The sequence below is a fragment of the Pseudomonas sp. PB3P13 genome (assembly GCF_054897735.1).
Genome location: NZ_CM142702.1, coordinates 1291875 through 1311398, shown reverse-complemented (window position 1 = coordinate 1311398; position 19524 = coordinate 1291875). Strand labels below are relative to the sequence as shown.

Sequence of the window (19524 nt, the reverse complement as noted above, 5' to 3'; positions counted from 1 at the left end):
CGTTCAACCCGCCTTTTCATTGGTAAAGGTGGCCTCGGCGAGGGTGTCTGGCGTGCAGCGCAGATCACCGATCATCAACACGTTGTTTTCGCTGCGGTGCTCGTTGGCATCGAGACGGAACTGACAGAGCAAGCGGTTGTTCTGGCGCACCTCAAGCGTCGGCGAACCGGCATTCATTTCCATCGAGAAGAACCCGTCGACCTCGGTCACGCCGCGGCTGGCGTGGTTGATAACGTGGTGACCCTTGAGCGGCTGCCCCTGTGCGTTGACCAGCCGACCGAGCACGGTCAGGGTTTTCATCACGCGGATCTTGCGGTAGTCCACCCCGCCCTTGTTCAGGTGATAACGGGTGCGTGGCGGCTCGATCGTCGCCGCCGGTACGTGGTTGCCCTCGAAGTCGAAACTCACCGAGCTGTTCTGGTATGCAGTGATCGGGATGAAGTTGCGCCCCGGTTTCAATGCCGCGCTGCCGCCGCTGTAGTCGTCGGCGCGCAGGGTGATGTCATCGATGTCCGACTCGACATCGACGATCATCCCGGCGCCGCGCATTTCATACTGGCTGGTCAGCAACATCTGCTCGCCGCCCACCACCAGGGTGCTGTCGAGGTTCAGGCCACCGGTGAAGTTGCCGTTGTAGGACGAACGCTGAACGAAGGCGTCGCCGTTGATCGCGTCGGTGCGAAAGTTCGCCAGGCTGGAGACGCCGACGCCGTAGGTGTCGGTCAGCGCGGTGACCGAAACGTTTTGCAGCACGTGGTCCTTCAAGTCCTTGCGCCAGCCGATGGACGCGTTGTTGTCGCGCCCGCCATCGCGCGCAGTCCGCGAACCGATGCTGCCGGTGATCTGCTGACCGGGTGCACCCAACGCCATGTTGATGCTCAAATCGACACCGCGATTGCGATCGTTGCCGCTGCTGTAACTGCCGGGCCGGTCGAATAGCGACAGGCGCCAGTTGGCGTCACTGCCAAACAACTGGGTGCGGCGCGTCCAGCCCAGATCCAGGCCAACACCTTCGACGTTGCCCTCGCTGTGGGAGAGCCGCGCGTTGAGCGAATTTTTGCTGTTGAGCCGGTGGTTGATCGCCATTGACGAATTGCTGGTCTGGCCGACGAACACATTGCGCTGGCGCACCCGGGTACCGTCAGGCAGGGTTTCGTAAATATTGGTGGTGTCCAGCCAGCTGCGGTTGTGGCTGAGCACCAGACTGCCGGAGCCATAGTTGTAAAGGCTCTGCAAATCGAGGCCGGTGCCGTAATCCTGGGTTTTGTAGACGTTGGCATACAGGCTGACGTGGTTGGCCAGCGTCCAGTCGATGGACGTGCCGTATTGCAGTTTTTCGCGAATCTGCCGCGCAGACATCCCAAGGATGACTCGCGGGTGCAGCAAATAATTGATCGCCGCACCCGCCGTCGCGCTGCCGCTGGCCTGTTGATCCCAGTTGCTCAGCAGTTTGCTTTCTTCGCCGGCAAACAGGTTGTAGCGCCAGCGTTCATCGAGGTTGCGCCAGTTACTGGGTTTGTACACCAGCTCCTGGGTGGTGGAGGTGATCTGGCCGTCTTCCACCAGGCGCACTTCCACTTCATAAATGCCGCCGGGCAACGGGCGGGTATCGAGGGTCTGCAAACCGGCCGGTATCGATTGGGTGTTAATCAACAGGCCGTCGCGATAAATCTCCACCGAGCCCTGACGATTGGCGGTGACATAAATCGGATAAACGCTGGGCATCGGGCTGTTGATGGCCAGGCTGTCGGAGCTGCCATACATCACGCCGACAGCCGTGTCGGGGCTGGTGCCAAAGGTGCGCGGTTGACGGGTCAACCCTTCGGAACTGGGGGTGAAATAGCCCAGGCGAAAGAAATTGCCTTGCCATTCGCGCTGGGTGTAAAGCTCATGCACGGCGTGATACAGCTTGTCGTCCGGACCGCCAAGGCGGGCCATTTGCATGTTGAACGTCTGGCTCCAGTTGCCCAGGCTGCCGCTGGCTTCAAGGCCAAAGCGCCCGCCCAGATCCTGTTCCTGGCCGCCATTGAGATTGAGCTGGTTACGCACCATCAAGCCGCTGCTGCCGCCCAAGGGCTGGGCGTAATAACGCTTGGCTTCAAGGTCGCGCTCGGCGTTTTCGGTGAGGATCGAGACCAGCGAGTTTTCCAGGTTGTAATGCACCGCCAGCACCTGATCGGGGCACGACCCTGTGCAGTTGCCCAGCGCGACGCCGGGCTTGAGGTAACTCGCCCACTTCTCGCGCTCGGCGGGGCCGTAGCGGTTTTCGCTGGTGTCGGTGAATTCCAGAAGCGTGATGCGATCGTCACGGGACAGCACGACCATGGCTTCCCCCAATGGCTGTTGGTCAAGCTCCACGCGCACGGCCAACGGCACATCAAAGAAATGCTCCTCGAAATCCGCCGGCAAACCTTTGGCCTGAGCCAACAGACTTCGCGGTGTCGTGCCGGCGGTATCGGGTGCCGCCACGGCACTGGCACAAAACAACAGCGCAAGCGCTGCCGCGATGGGTGTCATCGGGAACATGAACTCGTACTCTGATTACCAACAAGTTGAAGTCCGGCGGACAGGCCAGCCTGGTCGTCCGCCGGATAACGCCACTTCAGAAGTAAGCGCTTGGTGCCTGAACCCTGGACTTATGGAGCCGGAGGCACAGCGTCGAAGGTCATTGCGACCACGCCGGTGTAGTCACCCGGCGCGAAGTTAGTACCCTTGGCGCTGATTTTCAGCGGTGCGCGGTAGTTCACGTCGGAGTCGGCCTCACCTACTACCAGTTGGGGAACGGTGGTGAGTTCCTTGTTGTTGAACTCGACTTTCAAATCAATAGCGGCGGAACCCGAGATCAGTTTTGGCGCACTTTCCAGGCTGGCATGAACCGAACCGTTGTTGTTGCGTACATCGAAGAAACCATTGACTTCACGCATCTTGCCGGTGTTCGGCTGATAGCTCATGTCCTGGTCTTTGTTGACCAGGTCCGAGTCAGTCGGCACCACGTAGAAGCCGTTGGTTGGCACGTGAGCGATGAGGCTGATGGAATGAGCAGCTTCGCCCGCAGCGAAGGCCATGGAGGAGTTGAGAGCCAGAACAGCCAGTGGAGCAGCGATTGCGAATTTCTTGAACATCATTCAGTACCTGTTTTCTTAAAAGGGATCGGTTCATTGATAGTTCAAGCAGCACTCACGAGATGCATGGGCTTGAACTGTCAACGCCGGGGCATGATCGACTGTTCGTTCTGGAAAGTAAGCAGGCAACTTCCTATGGACGCGTAGTTAAACTACTCCACGACAGGAAAGAAAAAAGTGCAAAAAAACAAAATACAAAAGAGTAGCTGTAAGTTCTGCCTTACAAACAGTTTTAATGAAAAAACCATACAGCAATTTCAACTAGCAAAAGCGGGGGTTGGCGGACTAAGAATATAGGCTTAATTAATATTAGAGTGATAGCTTTAACCTGGTGGCTAACAATCCGTTTTCCGACCCGGGAGTCGTCAAAGGCTTTACGCGGGCCTTCTTATCAGCAGAACCGCTCGTCGGCCGATGCGAGGCATTCTCAAAAAACCTCTTGCGAGGGCGTTAAGATATATCTTAAGTTATGTCTAAACATGACGAGAGAAGCAGAAAATGAGAGACCATCATTCCCCCCACCGCGAACACGGGGACGGTCGCGACGGCTTCGAGAAACGCCCTGGCCGCGAACGCGGCGGTCGCGGACCACGGGTGTTTGCCCCTGGCGATCTGAAATTGCTGTTGTTGGCCCTGATCGCCGAGCAGCCCTGCCACGGCTATGACCTGATCCGCCAGATCGAAGGCATGTTCGACGGCGCCTACAGCCCCAGCCCCGGTGTGATCTACCCGACCCTGACCTTTCTGGAAGAAAGCGAAATGATCCAGGGCGATGCCGAAGGCGGAAAAAAACGCTACAGCGTGACCGACGCCGGACGTCTGTCTTTAAGCGAGCAGGCGGTTGCGCTCGATGGCGTGCGCATGCGCATCGATGTCAGCAAGCGCTCGTTGCGCGGCCATGACCGGCCCGCCGAAATTCACGAGGCGGTGCATAACGTGCGGCACGCCTTGCAACTGCATCACGGGCGCTGGAGCCCGGAAGAGATCCTGCGCGTTGCAGCCCTTCTGAACAACACCGCCAAAGCCATCGTCGATGGCCCCCACGTTGAACCTGCCCAGGAGAATGCCGAATGACTGAAGTGATCGAGCACACCATTCACCGTGTCATGCATGAAATCAAACGCCGTCGTCTGCAAGTCTTGCGCGTGGTTGATCTGACGCCGCGCATGCGTCGCATCACCTTGGGTGGCCCAGAGCTGGCCGGGTTTGTCAGCCTTGGCACCGACGACCACGTCAAGCTGATGTTTGCGCAAAACGCGGCGGAACAGGCCGCGCTGGAAACCATGGTGCCGGGCGCCGGCAAAGACAACGGGCCGATGCCTGCCATGCGCGACTACACCCCACGGCGCTATGACCTGAACACGCTGGAGCTGGACATCGACTTCGTGCTGCACGGCGACGGCCCCGCGTCGACCTGGGCCGAACAGGCCAAGCCCGGCCAATTCCTTCACATCGGCGGGCCACGGGGCTCGATGATCGTGCCGGACATGTTCGACAGTTATCTGTTGATCGGCGACGAAACCGCTATCCCCGCCATCGCCCGCCGCCTCGAAGGCCTGGCGGCCAATCGCCAGGCGTTGGTGGTCATCGAGGTGGAAAATGGCGCGGAGCAGCAGAAGCTGGAAAGCCCGGCACAGGTCAACGTAATCTGGGTGCTGCGCGAAGGCGGCCGGAACAACCTGCTGACCACCGTGAAGCAGTTGCAGGTACCTGGCGGCAATCTGTATGCGTGGGTCGCGACCGAGAGCAAAGTGTCGCGGCAGATTCGTCGGGTGTTGCTGGATGAGCACGGGCTCAACGAGCAGTTCGTGAAAGCCGCTGGCTATTGGAAGCTCGATGACAGCGAAGAGGAGTGACACCTTTGAGACCCTGTCGCGGGCGAGCCCGCTCCCACAGGATTTGCTGGCGGACACACAATATGTGAACGCCCAAATACCTGTGTGCGAGCTTGCTCGCTATAGCGATTTGAGCCTCAGTGAATCGCCTGCCCTTGCCTGCGCCGTCCCAACCACCGATCCAGCCCTATCACCAGCAGCGAAATCACCACGAATCCCGCCAGCAACCCGCCCGCATTTAAAAACACCTGTGGATAACCCAACTTGTCCACATCGATGAACGGGTACGGATAAGTGGCCAGCGCATGGCCGCGCAAAAGTGTGAAAGCAAACCAGGCAATCGGGTAAATCACCCACAGTGCAATGTGCCTCAACCGCAGCGTGCCCTTCGGTACACACCCCCACCACCAGCCCAGAAACAGCAGCGGCATCACGTCATGCATCAACTCGTCGGCCAGCCATTGCCAGCCTTCGGGATGCCACAAATGACGCAGCAAAATGTTGTACGCGAGGCCCACCACGGCGATGCTCACGGCAATCGCGCCACTCACCCGCGGTTGCAAGAACCAGCGGCCCGCCGCCGAGTCGCGGTTGCTCAACTGGCAGGTCAGCACGGTTGCCACCAAGGTGTTGGTGAGCACGGTGAAGTAACTGAAAAAGCTCACCAGTCCACCCAGCAGACTGGCCGCCAATGTCCAGCGCGAGTAGAGAATCAGGTACAGCTGAATGCTCAACCCCGCCCAGCCAAGGACCGCGGCCACGGCGACCAGGCGATAGCGCACGGCGGGCCGGATATTCATGCTCAGAGCGGCCGTTTGGTGCGCATCAGCTTCACATACAAGCGCTCGACTTTCTCCCGCGCCCACGGGGTTTTACGCAGGAACGTCAGGCTTGATTTGATGCTTGGATCACTCTTGAAGCAGCGGACATCAATGCGTTCGGCCAACCCCGTCCATTCGTAATGTTCCACCAGCGCGTTAAGGATTTGCTCCAGGGTCACGCCGTGCAGGGGGTTGGTGTTCTGTTCGGTCATTCCGGGCCTTCGAGCGCTGAGTGAAATGGAAGGCGCGCACCTTAGCCGAGGGCGGTGGTCAGGTGGAAGGGCTGTGGGCGCTATTGCGTTAAATGTAGGTGAACCGCGACAGATTGCCGCGCGACACTGTTACCGATTCTGAAAGGATTCATGTCGGTAAAAGGGCTTTCTCTATTTGTAACAGAACATTATCCTTGCGCCCGTCACGCTGAAACGCTTCCGCCGGACCCTGTTGTTTCAGTTCACTCCAGAAAAAGACCCAGAAATTTTTCCCTATGCCTGATTTTCAATCTTCGCGAGACAGCGCTGTCCGCCTTCCTGTTGCCAGTCGCAAGGCGCTGAACCTGATCGGCGGATGCGCCGTGTTGGGCCTCGCTACCTGCGCACAGGCGTCCACCGCCTTCGACAGCGAATCACCCTGGATGCTCGGCGACTGGAACGGCACGCGCACAGAACTCTCGGAAAAAGGCTACGACTTCAAGGTCGACTACACCGGCGAAATGGGCAGCAATCTGCACGGCGGCTACGACCATGATCGTACGGCGCGCTACAGCGATCAGTTCGGCCTCGGCACGCATCTCGATTTGCAAAAGATTCTGGGTTGGGACGACGCGCAATTTCAGCTGACCATTACCGAGCGCAGCGGCAACAACATCAGCAATGACCGGATCAACGACCCGCGGGTCGGCGGTTTTACTTCGGCACAGGAAGTCTGGGGCCGTGGACAAACCTGGCGCCTGACGCAGATGTGGTATCAGCAGCAATTCTTCGACCAGAAGCTCGACATCAAAGTCGGCCGCTTTGGCGAAGGCGAAGACTTCAACAGCTTCCCCTGTGACTTCCAGAACCTGGCGTTTTGCGGTTCGCAGGTCGGCAACTGGGTCGGCGGCATCTGGTACAACTGGCCCGTCAGCCAATGGGCGATGCGGGTCAAGTATCACCTGACGCCGCAGCTTTACGCGCAGATCGGTGCGTATGAGCAGAACCCGTCGAACCTTGATCGCGGCAACGGTTTCAAGCTCAGCGGCAGCGGCACCCAGGGTGCGGTTTTGCCGGTTGAGCTGGTGTGGACGCCAAGGCTCAACGGTCTGCCGGGCGAATACCGCGCCGGTTACTACTACAGCAACGCCAACGCAACCGATGCCTACAAGGACCGCAACGGACAGCCCGCCGCCCTCAGCGGCGAGGCTTATCGCAGCGCGTCGAGCAAGCACGGCATGTGGCTGGGCGTGCAGCAGCAGATCACCAGCCGCGCCAGCGATCACTCCCGCGGTTTGAGTGTGTTTGCCAACGGCACGATGCACGACAAGAAGACCAACGCCATCGACAACTATGTCCAGGCCGGCGTCGTCTACAAAGGCCTGTTCGATGCGCGCGCCAAGGATGACATCGGTTTCGCCATGGCCCGGGTTCACGTCAACCCGGCGTATCGCAAAAACGCCGAGGCGAGCAATCAGGCGCGTGCAGTCCATGACTTCGACGATCCGGCGTTTTTGCCGCCGCAGGACACTGAATACAGCGCCGAGCTCTATTACGGCGTGCACGTCACGAACTGGCTGACCGTGCGCCCGAACCTGCAATACATCCGCCACCCCGGTGGCGTGGACCAGGTCGATGATGCGCTGATCGGCGGAATCAAGATCCAGTCACAGTTCTAACAACACCGCAACCCCCCTGTAGGAGCGAGCTTGCTCGCGATGGTCTTCCAGGTGACTCGGTTATCCAGAAGGCCCGCGTCATTGTTATCACCATCGCGAGCAAGCTCGCTCCTACAAAACTGAACCATGCCCACGCCAGATCGTCATCTACAGTGAACTTGCGCGGGACTACTTGAAACGTCACGGAGAACCACACTATGAGCACTGACAGTGCTTTGAGTCGAAGCCGTCTGTTGCCGACCCTGCTCGGCATCCTGCTTCTGCTAATGGGCCTGGCCATGCTGGCCGGGGGGATCAAGCTGAGCATGCTCGGCGGCTCGCTGTATTACCTGCTGGCCGGTATCGGCATGGCACTGACCGGCGTGCTGCTGATTGCTGCGCGCCGTGCTGCGCTGGGCCTGTACGCATTGGTGCTGTTCGCCAGCACTGTATGGGCCTTGTGGGAAGTCGGCCTCGACTGGTGGCAGCTGGTGCCGCGTCTGGCGCTGCTGTTTGGCCTGGGCATCGTCATGTTGCTGCCGTGGTTCCGCCGTCCGCTGTTGCGCGCCGGCGAAGCAAAAATGGGCACTGGCGCGCTGAGCGTGGCCGTGGTGCTGGCGGGCATTACCGCACTGGCCAGCCAGTTCACCAACCCTGGCGAAATCAAGGGCCAACTGGACCGTGACAGCGTGCCGGGCATGACCAACACCGCGCCGGCCATGGACGATGGTGACTGGAATTCCTACGGCCGCAGCGCTCATGGTGATCGTTACTCGCCACTGGCACAGATCACCCCGCAAAATGCCCACAAGCTGGTGGAAGCCTGGCGCTATCGCACCGGTGACATTCCGGGGCCAAACGATCCGGGCGAAACCACGGCTGAAAACACCCCGCTGAAAGTCAACGGCATGCTCTACGTGTGCACGCCGCACAGCCAGGTGATCGCGCTGGACCCGGACACCGGCAAGGAAATCTGGCGTTTCGATCCGAAGCTCTCCACGCAAAACGCGGCGAACTTCAAGGGTTGGGCGCACATGACCTGCCGTGGCGTGTCGTATCACGATGACGCCGTCTACGCGTCCGAGCAAAGCCCGACCGGCACCGCCAGCCCGGCCCCGGCCAGCAGCGTCTGCCCGCGTCGCATCTTCCTGCCGACCGCCGACACCCGTCTGATCGCCCTGAACGCCGACACCGGCAAGATGTGCGAAGACTTCGGCAACGGTGGTCAGGTTGACCTGAGCGCCAACATCGGCGGCTTCAACGCCGGCGGTTACTACTCCACTTCGCCACCGGCCGTCACCAAAGACCTGGTGGTGATCGGCGGTCACGTCACCGACAACGTCTCCATCGACGAGCCCAGCGGCGTGATCCGCGCGTTCGACGTTCACACCGGCCAACTGGTGTGGAACTGGGACAGCGGCAAGCCGGACGACACGGCGCCGATTGCCGAGGGCGAGGTTTACACCCGCAACTCGCCGAACATGTGGTCCATGTTCGCCGTCGATGAAAAGCTCGGCATGCTCTACCTGCCGATGGGCAACCAGACCCCGGACCAGTTCGGTGGCCATCGCACGCCTGAGTCGGAGCTGCACGCCGCCGGCCTCACCGCCCTCGACATCGGTACCGGCAAAGTGCGCTGGCACATGCAGTTCACCCACCATGACCTGTGGGACATGGACGTCGGTGGTCAGCCCACGCTGATGGACCTGAAAACCGCTGACGGCGTGAAGCCGGCGGTGCTCGCCTCCACCAAGCAAGGCAGCATCTACGTGCTGGACCGCAGCAACGGTCAGCCGATCGTGCCGATCCAGGAAGTGCCGGTGCCACAAGGCGCGGTCGAAGGCGACCACACCTCGCCGACCCAACCCAAATCCGACCTGAACCTGATGCCGCCTCCGTTGCAGGAACGCGACATGTGGGGCGTTACCCCGTTCGATCAACTGATCTGCCGGATCGAGTTCAAATCCTTGCGCTATGAGGGTCCGTTCACGCCGCCATCGCTGCAGGGTTCGATCGTGTACCCGGGCAACTTCGGCGTGTTCGACTGGGGCGGCATTTCGGTTGACCCGGTGCGTCAGCTCGCCTTCGTGAACCCAAGCTACATGGCGTTCAAATCGACCATGATCCCGGCCGCCGAGATTGCCGCTCAAGGCCCGCGTAAAAGCGAGACCGAAGGCGTGCAGCCAAACAAAGGCGCGCCCTATGGCGTCGTTCTCGAAGCCATGCTCTCGCCAATGGGCCTGCCGTGCCAGGCACCCGCCTGGGGTTACGTGGCAGCCATCGACCTGACCACGGCGAAAGTCCTGTGGAAACACAAAAACGGCACCGTGCGTGACAGCTCGCCAGTCCCGGTCCCGCTGAGCATGGGCGTACCAAGCCTGGGCGGGCCGATCATGACCGCCAGCGGCGTCGGCTTCCTCAGCGGCACCCTCGACCAGTACCTGCGTGCCTACGACATGAAAAACGGCAAGCAACTCTGGGAAGGCCGCCTGCCGGCCGGCGCACAAACCACGCCGATGACCTACACCGGCAAGGACGGCAAGCAATACGTGCTCGTCGTGGCGGGTGGTCATGGTTCGCTCGGCACCAAACAGGGTGACTATGTGATTGCGTACAAATTGTCCGAGTAAGTTTTAGCGGCAGATAAAGGAAGGGCGACTCCCGCAAGGAAGTCGCCCTTTTTTTCAAAATAAATCCGCTCGGGTTCAATAGCCGATCGGTATGAAAAACTGGCAACAATGACAGTTGTTGCCCGGCCGCGCGGCGGGGAACATCGACAGAACGCGCGCACCGTTTGCGCCAGCGAACCGCGGAGCCTGTCATGTCCCCCACCCCATTTGGTACTCACTGGATAGAGGCATTGGCAAAGGGCGAGATTGGCCTGCATCAATTGCCGCCTGACCTGCCACGCAAGGAAGCCTCGCTTGTCCGGCGCAAGGCGCTGCAAACCATCACCGGAACCTCGCTCGGCGCCATTGGCGACTACACCTTCGATGAACGACATGCCATGTGCGAGAACTTTATCGGCGCGACTCAGGTTCCCCTCGGAGTGGCCGGCCCGGTACTGGTGAATGGGCAGGCAATCACCGCCAAGGAACCGGTCTATGCACCTCTGGCCACTACCGAAGGCGCGCTGATCGCCAGCGTGTCCAGAGGCTGCCGCGCACTGCGCGCGGCCGGAGGTGCGGTGGTCCGGGTCGAGGATGTGGGGATTACTCGAGCCCCGGTTTTTCGCTCCAGCGGCATCATTCAGACCCAGTCGTTTGTGGCGTGGGTGCAGACTCATTACGACGACATCAAACAGCTGTGCGAGCAGGACAGCCGTTACCTTCAATTGCAGGACATCTCGCCCGCGACGGTGGGTTGCACGATCTACCTGCGTTTTCGCTTCAAAAGCGCTGATGCAATGGGCATGAACATGGCGAGCATCGCCTGCGAACGTGCCATTGTTCAACTGATCACCCCCGCCACGGGGGTACGGTGCATCAGCATCTCGGGCAATTACTGCACCGACAAAAAACCAGCGATGGTCAACTTCATTAATGGCCGGGGCAAGCGCATCTGCGCCGAGGCTTATCTGAGCGCCGATATCGTGCGCGACATCCTGAAAACCGATATGGCGTCACTGTGCGAAGTCCAGTACCGGAAAAATCTGCTGGGCTCGGCCATGGCCGGGGCAATCGGCTGTAACGCTCACCACGCCAATATTGTCGCCGCCTTTTTCATTGCCACGGGCCAGGATGTCGCCCAGGTGGCTGAGAGTGCGGTGGGAATTACCTGCATCGAGGCCCAGGAACGCGGGGGTATTTATGCATCAGTCCTGCTACCCGACACACCGCTTGGGGTGGTTGGCGGCGGTACCGGGCTGTGCACCCAACGAGAAGCACTGGCCCTGATGGGAATCGTACCGGGCCACAAGGCTCCGGGCGTGGACACATTGCGCCTGGCGGAAATCCTCGGTGCGCTGGTGCTGGCAGGCGAACTGTCGATTATGGCAGCACAAGCCTCTCATCATCTGGTGCGGGCCCATCAGCAATTGGGTCGTTGAGTGATGGGGTCCGAAGCGGTTCTGGCGTGCGCCCCCGGCAAGATCATCTTGATGGGCGAGCACGCCGCCCTGCACGGCTGCCCTGTGTTCGCCACGTCGGTAGGCCTGTACTGCAAGGTCCAGGTGCGCCCGCGCTGCGATGGCATGATTGAAGTGCAGTTACCCGCGTTGCAACTGCAGCGGTGTTACAGGCCGGATGAGTTGCGCGATTACATCCGGCGTGTGCGTCAGCTGCGAGAACGCTACCAGAGGGCGCCTGACGCCGACAGTTTTGCGCGGGTCAGGGGAGCCGACGCCGATCATCTGGTCAAATGTGCGATTGGCGAGAGTCTGCTCCGGTTGGCCCGGCAAACATGCCCCGGTTTCACGTTGCGGGTCGAGTCGAGCATTCCACTGGATGCCGGCTTTGGCAGTTCAGGTGCCTTGGCCGTGAGCCTGTCGGCGGCGCTCTTGTGTTTCTTCGGTCTTGATGACCCACCAGGCTCGATTGAACCCATGGCTATGAGCATTGAAAGCTTCCAGCACGGCCAGCCGTCCGGCATTGATCACCACACCAGCCTGCTGGGCTCGACGGTCGAACGACGGCCGATGGCAGACGGCGGCTTCAAACTGGTGTGCTGGCCTGCCGCTGCGATGACACAGTTGCGCGATGTCGAGATCTACCACACCGGGGCCAGCGCCCAGAGCACCGGCCAGGTCATTGCCGCCACTCGTCACCGATTGGCAGCCCCTGACAATCCATTACTGGCAAGTATGCGCAGCAGCGCGGAACGCTTTCGTTTGTTGCTGCAACAACCTCGCCCGATGCCTGAAATGCTCAAGGGCTTGCTGCGCGATTATGAAGCGTCTCTGGAACGATTGGGGGTTGTACCCTTGGCGGTGGCCAAAGTGATCAGGGCGATCGAAAAGGCTGGCGGAGCCGCGAAAATATGTGGCGCGGGCGCTCTTTCCGGGGACCGTGCGGGTGCCCTTCTGGTCGTCGGTGCACCGCCGCTGCCCGAACTGCAGCCATATCACAAAATCGACGCGGCCATGGCGGTGGAAGGATTGCAGGTGTGGCGGCAATGACCAAAATCAGCGTCTCGTCTCCCAGCAACATTGCGCTGATCAAGTACTGGGGCATGAGTGACGAAAGCCGTACGCTTCCCAACAATGCCTCGCTGTCCATGACGTTGAGCCGTTGCGTGACTTACTGCACGTTGTCACCGCTCAGGCGCGGCGAACCCGATGAAATCCTCTGGCAGACCGCCGACCGCTTGCTGGTGCCGGCAGGGGCGGCAATGCGCACGGGGATCGAGTGCCATTTGTCGCAGTTGCGTCGCTACTTCAATGATCAGCAACCGTTGCGCGTTGCCACCCGCAACAATTTCCCGACCGGCGCCGGCATTGCCTCCTCCGCGTCGGGCTTCAGTGCCCTGGCACTGGCGTTCGCGCTTCGCTGTGGTCAAGCGCTGGATGACCCGGCGCTGAGCCAGTTGGCACGGTTATCCGGCTCCGGTTCGGCGGCACGCTCGGTGTTGGGGGGATTCGTGCAATGGCCGGCAGACGCCAATCAACGCGAAGGCCCTGCCGGGCAACTGGCCCCAGCACAGCACTGGGCGTTGTTCGACCTGATTGCCGTGGTAGACGCCGGGCATAAAGACATCAGTTCCCGCCAGGGTCATCAACTCGCCGCCAGCAGCCCCTTTTACTCCACCCGCCTGAGTCTGCTGCCCGGACGGCTGGAAGCTGTCCGCCAGGCGATTCTGCACCGCGATTTCGACACATTGGCCGACGCGGTGGAATGCGAAGCCGTTGAACTGCACATGATCGCCATGACCTCTGAGCCGCCCATTTTCTACTGGAAACCCGCGACTCTGCGGGTTCTCGAGCGTGTCCGACAACTGCGTCGCCAAGGTCTGCAGGTCTGCGCGACCGTGGATGCAGGTCCCAATGTGCACGTGCTGTGCACGGCGCAACATTTGCCGGCAGCATTTGCGGCGTTGAGAACACTGCCCGAGGTAGAACAATGGATTTGCGATCGAGTGGGTGAAGGCCCCCGCCGTTTATCGCGTCACCTGTTTTAACGGTCGGAATCGCCCTGCCATTGAAACCACCCTCCACCTGCCCCATCTAAGTCCCATAGTCCATAGCGCAGGTGCCCCATGAGCGACCAGCAAGAATTCCCCGAAGACCTCAGCGAGTACGCCGACCCGGAAAACGCCGAACAGCACACCCCCGGCAAAGGCCTGGCCCTCCCCGGCCAGAACCTGCCGGACAAGGTCTACATCATCCCGATCCACAACCGCCCGTTCTTCCCGGCCCAGGTGTTGCCGGTCATCGTCAATGAAGAACCCTGGGCTGAAACCCTGGATCTGGTCAGCAAGTCCGAGCACCATTCCCTGGCCCTGTTCTACATGGACACGCCCCAGGAAGACCCACGCCATTTCGACACCTCGGCCCTGCCGCTTTACGGCACGCTGGTCAAGGTGCACCACGCCAGTCGCGAAAACGGCAAACTGCAATTTGTGGCCCAAGGCCTGACCCGCGTTCGCATCAGGACCTGGCTCAAACACCACCGCCCGCCGTACCTGGTAGAAGTCGAATACCCGCACCAGCCCACCGAGCCGACCGACGAGGTCAAGGCCTACGGCATGGCGCTGATCAACGCGATCAAGGAACTGCTGCCGCTCAACCCGCTGTACAGCGAAGAGCTGAAGAACTACCTCAATCGCTTCAGCCCCAACGACCCGTCACCGTTGACCGATTTCGCCGCCGCCCTGACCTCGGCGACCGGTAACGAACTGCAGGAAGTGCTCGACTGCGTGCCGATGCTGCGGCGCATGGAAAAAGTCTTGCCGATGCTGCGCAAGGAAGTCGAAGTCGCACGGCTGCAAAAAGAAATTTCCGCGGAGGTTAACCGCAAGATCGGCGAACATCAGCGCGAATTTTTCCTCAAGGAACAACTCAAGGTCATCCAGCAAGAGCTGGGTCTGACCAAGGATGACCGCAGCGCTGACATCGAACAATTCAAACAGCGGCTGGTGGACAAAGTGCTGTCCGCCCAGGCGCAGAAACGCATCGATGAGGAAATGCACAAGCTGTCGATTCTTGAAACCGGTTCGCCGGAGTACGCGGTTACCCGCAACTACCTCGACTGGGCGACCGCCGTTCCGTGGGGCGTGTACGGTGAAGACAAACTCGACCTCAAGCACGCGCGCAAGGTGCTCGACAGACACCACGCCGGCCTCGACGACATCAAGGACCGCATCCTCGAATTCCTCGCGGTCGGTGCCTACAAAGGCGCGATCAGCGGCTCTATCGTGCTGCTGGTCGGCCCGCCCGGCGTGGGTAAAACCAGCGTCGGCAAGTCCATCGCCGAATCCCTGGGGCGGCCGTTCTATCGCTTCAGCCTTGGCGGCATGCGCGACGAAGCCGAGATCAAGGGCCACCGCCGCACCTACATCGGCGCGCAACCGGGCAAACTCGTGCAAGCGCTGAAAGATGTCGAAGTGATGAACCCGGTGATCATGCTCGACGAGATCGACAAAATGGGCCAGAGCTACCAGGGCGACCCGGCCTCAGCGCTGCTGGAAACCCTCGACCCGGAACAGAACGTCGAATTCCTCGACCACTACCTCGACTTGCGCATGGACCTGTCGAAAGTACTGTTCGTTTGCACCGCCAACACCCTGGACTCGATTCCCGGCCCGTTGCTCGACCGGATGGAGGTGATTCGTCTGTCGGGTTACATCACCGAAGAAAAAATCGCCATCGCCAAGCGTCACCTGTGGCCCAAGCAGCTGGAAAAGGCCGGCGTTGCCAAAGGCAGCCTGAGCATCAGCGACACGGCGTTGAAGGCCCTGATCGACGGTTATGCCCGTGAAGCCGGGGTGCGCCAGTTGGAAAAACAACTGGGCAAACTGGTGCGCAAGGCCGTGGTGAAGTTGATCGACGAACCGAAAGCGGTGATCAAAATCGCGCCGAAGGACCTTGAGGCCTCGTTGGGCCATCCGGTGTTTCGCAATGAACAGGTATTGTCTGGCACCGGTGTGATCACTGGCCTCGCCTGGACCAGCATGGGCGGCGCGACCTTGCCCATCGAAGCCACGCGCATCCACACGCTCAACCGCGGCTTCAAACTCACCGGGCAACTGGGCGATGTGATGAAAGAGTCGGCGGAAATCGCCTACAGCTACGTCAGCTCCAACCTGAAGTCGTTCGGCGGTGATCCGAAGTTCTTCGACGAAGCATTCGTCCACCTCCACGTGCCGGAAGGCGCCACCCCGAAAGACGGCCCGAGCGCCGGCGTGACCATGGCCAGTGCGCTCCTGTCCCTGGCACGCAACCAGGCGCCGAAAAAAGGCGTGGCCATGACTGGCGAATTGACGCTGACCGGGCACGTGCTGCCGATTGGCGGGGTGCGTGAAAAGGTGATTGCGGCGCGGCGGCAGAAGATCTTCGAATTGATTCTGCCGGAGCCGAACCGCGGCAGCTTTGATGAATTGCCGGAGTACCTGAAGGAAGGGATTACCGTGCATTTCGCCAAACGCTTTACGGATGTGGCGAAGATATTGTTCTGATTATCCCCGGCGTCTCCACCTGTCGGAACTGGTGGTTCTAACAGGTGGAATCCGACCGGCTCGCTGATACAACGGTTGCTCATATCCATTCAAGAGTGAGCAACCATGGCCGTCGACACGCCGTTACCTCGGTTGCTTGACTACCGTTGTGCACTGTTAAAGATCCGACAAACGCAAAGCCGATCCCTAACGGATGTTTAACCACGAGGTAACATCACCATAAACACCTAGCAAGCGTCTGCCACAACAAAGGCCGTTTACTATCAGAATCCAGATTGGATCACCGTTAACATTCAACGCCATTCTCGATAACAGCATGAAAAAATACCGGATCACTTTTGATTGAGTATTTGCCAGGATCGGCATGGTTAAAGGCGATATCGACGTCGCCGAATAAACGCATGACCACAATCCCGGGCAAGCCCGCTGCTACAGGCTGTTAACAATTTTTTGAACGACACAGCACCTGTGGGAGCGGGCTTGCCCGCGATTGCGTCAGAGCAGACACTGCCAATCCCCGGCGCTGTCACCTTCATCTCATCTTCAGCTATGCTCGCCGTTCGTCGTGAATGCCGGAGCCGCTGACCTTATGTTCCCTACCCGCCTGTTAGTCCCCCTCGCCCTCTCTTTGCTGGCCGCGTGTGCCACGCCACCGAAACAAAACGTGACCGTGGAAAAACAAAGTGGCTGCCCGGTGCGGTTGCACAGCGGGCAAAACCTGATCCTCACCCTGCCCAGCAACCCGACCACGGGTTACCGTTGGGCAATCCAGGATTCGGCCGGTGGCGTGTTGCGCGCATTGGGGCCAGAGGTCTATCGCAACCCCGAAGATGCTGGCGTCGTCGGTGCTGCCGGGGTTTCGACCTGGCGCTTTCAGGCATTCGCACAGGGCGACGGACGCTTGCGCCTGACTTCGCAACAACCCTGGGCACCGGAAGTGCTGCCGGTTGAAACATTCGACTGTGCCATCTCGGTGAACTGAACGTGGCATGGCTGATTCTGGCGTTGATGGGCGCGGTGACTTTTATCTACGGTCTGACGGTGCACGCCGCGCTGCTTTGCCTACTGGTCAAACCGTTGCCCGTGATGGCGCTGCTCGGCTGGTTGCACGACGCGCCACCCAACGTGTATCGGCGCTGGATCAGATCATCAGTTACTGGCTGGGGCAATGGGGGATCACTGCCTCGGCGTTCCGGCTGAAACCCCGTTGACCCCTTCGTCGGATCGCCGCCCGGAGCAGGCATCACCACTGCACACAAATTTCAGAGCCTGTCCGCGGTTTATCAGACAACCCGCGCATCTGCGCGGCAACTTGGATAAAATGCCGGCCTTTTCACCGACACCGCCGGAACCGCCGTGAGCAAAGAACCCGATCGCCTTTTCGCCCAGCCGTTGGCCCAGGTGCCTGACTTCGCCTTTAACGAGGACGTGGTGCGGGTGTTTCCGGACATGATCAAGCGCTCGGTGCCAGGTTATCCGACCATTGTCGAGAACCTGGGCGTGCTCGCCGCGCAGTTTGCCCAGCCGAACAGCGTGCTCTACGACCTTGGTTCGTCCCTCGGCGCCGTGACTCAGGCGTTGCGCCGCCATGTGCGCACCGACGGCTGCCGCGTGATCGCTGTGGATAACTCGGCAGCGATGGTTGAACGCTGCCGCGAATACCTCACCGGGCAGGACTCGATGTTCCAGGAGTTGTTACCGGTAGAAGTGATTGAAGGCGACATCCTCGCGCTCCAATTCCAGCCCGCCTCGGTGGTGGCGTTGAATTTCACCCTGCAGTTCATCGCCCCGGAGCAGCGTACCGCGTTGCTGTCGCGCATCCGCCAGTCGCTGCTGCCCGGCGGCGCGTTGATCCTGTCGGAAAAGCTACGCTTCAATGACCCTGAAGAACACGTGCTGCTGACCGATCTGCACGTCGCGTTCAAACGTGCCAACGGCTACAGCGAACTGGAAATTGCGCAGAAGCGCAGCGCCATCGAAAACGTCATGAAACCCGACAGCCTTGAAGAACACCGCGAGCGTCTGCTGGCGGCCGGGTTTTCGAAAGTCGTGCCGTGGTTCCAGTGTCTTAACTTTGCCTCGTTGATTGCCTTGCCATGATCGATCTGTCTCCCCTCGCCCGCCGTTTGGCCGGCACACCGCTGGCCGAATGGGCCAACACCCTGCAGGCACAACTCGACCGGAAAATGGACAAAGGCCACGGCGATCTGGAGCGCTGGCAGAGTGCGCTGGACGCGTTGCCGAAGATCCAGCCGAGCGAAGTCGATCTGCTCAACGGTCTGAGGCTGGACACCGCTTGCGACGATGAAACCCGTGCGCAAATGCGCACCGCGCTGATGGGTTTGTCGCCGTGGCGCAAGGGGCCGTTCGACCTGTTTGGCGTACACGTCGATACCGAATGGCGTTCGGACTGGAAATGGTCCCGCGTGGCGCCGCACCTTGATCTGAAGGGCAAACGCATCCTCGATGTCGGTTGCGGCAATGGCTATTACATGTGGCGCATGCTCGGCGCTGGCGCCGACAGCGTGATCGGCGTCGATCCGAACTGGCTGTTTTTCTGCCAGTTCCAGGCAGTGCAACGCTACTTGTCCGAGCCGAATGCCTGGCACTTGCCCTTCCCCTTCGAAGATTTGCCGCCCAACCTTGAAGGCTTCGACACGGTGTTTTCCATGGGCGTTTTCTATCATCGCCGTTCGCCGATCGAGCATTTGCTGGCGCTGAAGGATTGCCTGGTCAAGGGCGGGGAACTGGTGCTGGAAACCCTGGTGATCGAAGGCGATCGGCAACAGGTATTGGTGCCCGAGGACCGCTATGCGCAGATGCGCAATGTGTGGTTTTTACCCTCGGTGCCGGCGCTGGAATTGTGGCTACGCCGTGCAGGATTTACCGATGTTCGTTGTGTTGACGTGAGCGTAACGACGGTAGAGGAACAGCGCGGGACAGAATGGATGAAGTATCAATCGTTGACTGATTTCCTTGATCCTGATGATTACAGCAAGACAATCGAAGGTTTACCGGCGCCGATGCGCGCAGTGATCGTCGCGCGCAAATAACCCCAAATCTTCCAGACACTAGAAAAACCTGTGGGAGCGAGCTTGCTCGCGATGGTGTGTCAGTGGACATCAATGCAGCTGACCCTCCATCGCGAGCAAGCTCGCTCCTACACGGGATTGGCGTCGGCGGGAATTTTGTGCCTGGCCGAAGTCAATTGTGGGAGCCAGCCTGCTGGCGAAAGCGGTGTAACGGGTCTCACGAAATCTGGCGACCGTACTGGCCTCGTCGCGAGC

General features: G+C 60.1%; 15 protein-coding genes and 1 pseudogene. 12 read left to right on the top strand and 4 right to left on the bottom strand.

Features of this window, described 5'->3' with window-relative positions; translation table 11 throughout:
* Positions 1–3: 3 nt before the first annotated feature.
* Together ACYZT1_RS05855 and ACYZT1_RS05850 are read right to left on the bottom strand one after the other, a co-directional pair.
* A complete protein-coding gene (locus ACYZT1_RS05855; protein WP_462018084.1) occupies positions 4–2526 on the bottom strand; it encodes a CS1-pili formation C-terminal domain-containing protein in 2523 nt (840 codons plus the stop codon).
* A 110-nt stretch (positions 2527–2636) separates the two neighbouring features.
* A complete protein-coding gene (locus ACYZT1_RS05850; protein WP_462018083.1) occupies positions 2637–3122 on the bottom strand; it encodes a CS1 type fimbrial major subunit in 486 nt (161 codons plus the stop codon).
* A gap of 498 nt (positions 3123–3620) precedes the next feature.
* Here ACYZT1_RS05850 and ACYZT1_RS05845 point away from each other — a divergent pair, with 498 nt between their 5' ends.
* Both ACYZT1_RS05845 and ACYZT1_RS05840 read left to right on the top strand, forming a co-directional pair.
* Positions 3621–4196 carry a PadR family transcriptional regulator gene (locus ACYZT1_RS05845; protein WP_462018082.1) on the top strand — a complete coding sequence of 192 codons (576 nt, stop codon included), beginning with the start codon at positions 3621–3623 and terminating at the stop codon, positions 4194–4196.
* Positions 4193–4978, top strand: a complete 786-nt coding sequence (locus ACYZT1_RS05840; protein WP_462018081.1) for a siderophore-interacting protein — start codon at positions 4193–4195, stop codon at positions 4976–4978. Before ACYZT1_RS05845 ends, ACYZT1_RS05840 begins: the two co-directional genes overlap by 4 nt.
* Before the next feature lie 116 nt (positions 4979–5094).
* Here ACYZT1_RS05840 and ACYZT1_RS05835 read toward each other — a convergent pair whose 3' ends face one another.
* Together ACYZT1_RS05835 and ACYZT1_RS05830 are read right to left on the bottom strand one after the other, a co-directional pair.
* Positions 5095–5757, bottom strand: coding sequence for a Pr6Pr family membrane protein (locus ACYZT1_RS05835; RefSeq protein ID WP_462018080.1), 663 nt, complete (start codon positions 5755–5757; stop codon positions 5095–5097).
* A 2-nt stretch (positions 5758–5759) separates the two neighbouring features.
* Positions 5760–5990 carry a VF530 family protein gene (locus ACYZT1_RS05830; RefSeq protein ID WP_462018079.1) on the bottom strand — a complete coding sequence of 77 codons (231 nt, stop codon included), beginning with the start codon at positions 5988–5990 and terminating at the stop codon, positions 5760–5762.
* Positions 5991–6265: 275 nt separating this feature from the next.
* On the opposite strand from ACYZT1_RS05830, the gene ACYZT1_RS05825 reads away from it, so the two are divergent.
* From ACYZT1_RS05825 to cmoB, 10 genes and pseudogenes are all read left to right on the top strand, one after another.
* Positions 6266–7648 (top strand): carbohydrate porin, encoded by a 1383-nt coding sequence (locus tag ACYZT1_RS05825; protein ID WP_462018078.1) that lies wholly within the window; start codon positions 6266–6268, stop codon positions 7646–7648.
* A 197-nt stretch (positions 7649–7845) separates the two neighbouring features.
* Positions 7846–10257: a glucose/quinate/shikimate family membrane-bound PQQ-dependent dehydrogenase gene (locus ACYZT1_RS05820; RefSeq protein WP_462018077.1), complete on the top strand. Its 2412-nt coding sequence runs from the start codon at positions 7846–7848 to the stop codon at positions 10255–10257.
* A gap of 191 nt (positions 10258–10448) precedes the next feature.
* Complete coding sequence (locus tag ACYZT1_RS05815; RefSeq protein WP_462018076.1) at positions 10449–11675, top strand: hydroxymethylglutaryl-CoA reductase; 1227 nt, start codon at positions 10449–10451, stop codon at positions 11673–11675.
* A 3-nt stretch (positions 11676–11678) separates the two neighbouring features.
* The gene (locus tag ACYZT1_RS05810) at positions 11679–12743 is read left to right on the top strand and encodes a mevalonate kinase family protein (RefSeq protein WP_462018075.1); all 1065 of its coding nucleotides are present in this window, start codon (positions 11679–11681) and stop codon (positions 12741–12743) included.
* Positions 12740–13741, top strand: a complete 1002-nt coding sequence (gene mvaD, locus ACYZT1_RS05805; RefSeq protein ID WP_462018074.1) for a diphosphomevalonate decarboxylase — start codon at positions 12740–12742, stop codon at positions 13739–13741. Before ACYZT1_RS05810 ends, mvaD begins: the two co-directional genes overlap by 4 nt.
* A 78-nt stretch (positions 13742–13819) precedes the next feature.
* Positions 13820–16237, top strand: coding sequence for an endopeptidase La (gene lon / locus ACYZT1_RS05800; protein WP_462018073.1), 2418 nt, complete (start codon positions 13820–13822; stop codon positions 16235–16237).
* A gap of 589 nt (positions 16238–16826) precedes the next feature.
* Positions 16827–17219 carry a protease inhibitor I42 family protein gene (locus tag ACYZT1_RS05795; RefSeq protein WP_462018072.1) on the top strand — a complete coding sequence of 131 codons (393 nt, stop codon included), beginning with the start codon at positions 16827–16829 and terminating at the stop codon, positions 17217–17219.
* A gap of 2 nt (positions 17220–17221) precedes the next feature.
* Positions 17222–17380, top strand: a pseudogene (locus ACYZT1_RS05790) (lysoplasmalogenase); the annotation flags it as partial.
* Between the two features lie 213 nt (positions 17381–17593).
* Positions 17594–18337 carry a carboxy-S-adenosyl-L-methionine synthase CmoA gene (gene cmoA / locus ACYZT1_RS05785; RefSeq protein WP_462018071.1) on the top strand — a complete coding sequence of 248 codons (744 nt, stop codon included), beginning with the start codon at positions 17594–17596 and terminating at the stop codon, positions 18335–18337.
* Complete coding sequence (gene cmoB, locus ACYZT1_RS05780) at positions 18334–19290, top strand: tRNA 5-methoxyuridine(34)/uridine 5-oxyacetic acid(34) synthase CmoB (protein WP_462018070.1); 957 nt, start codon at positions 18334–18336, stop codon at positions 19288–19290. The genes cmoA and cmoB overlap by 4 nt, the downstream gene beginning before the upstream one ends.
* The last annotated feature ends 234 nt before the right edge of the window (positions 19291–19524 follow it).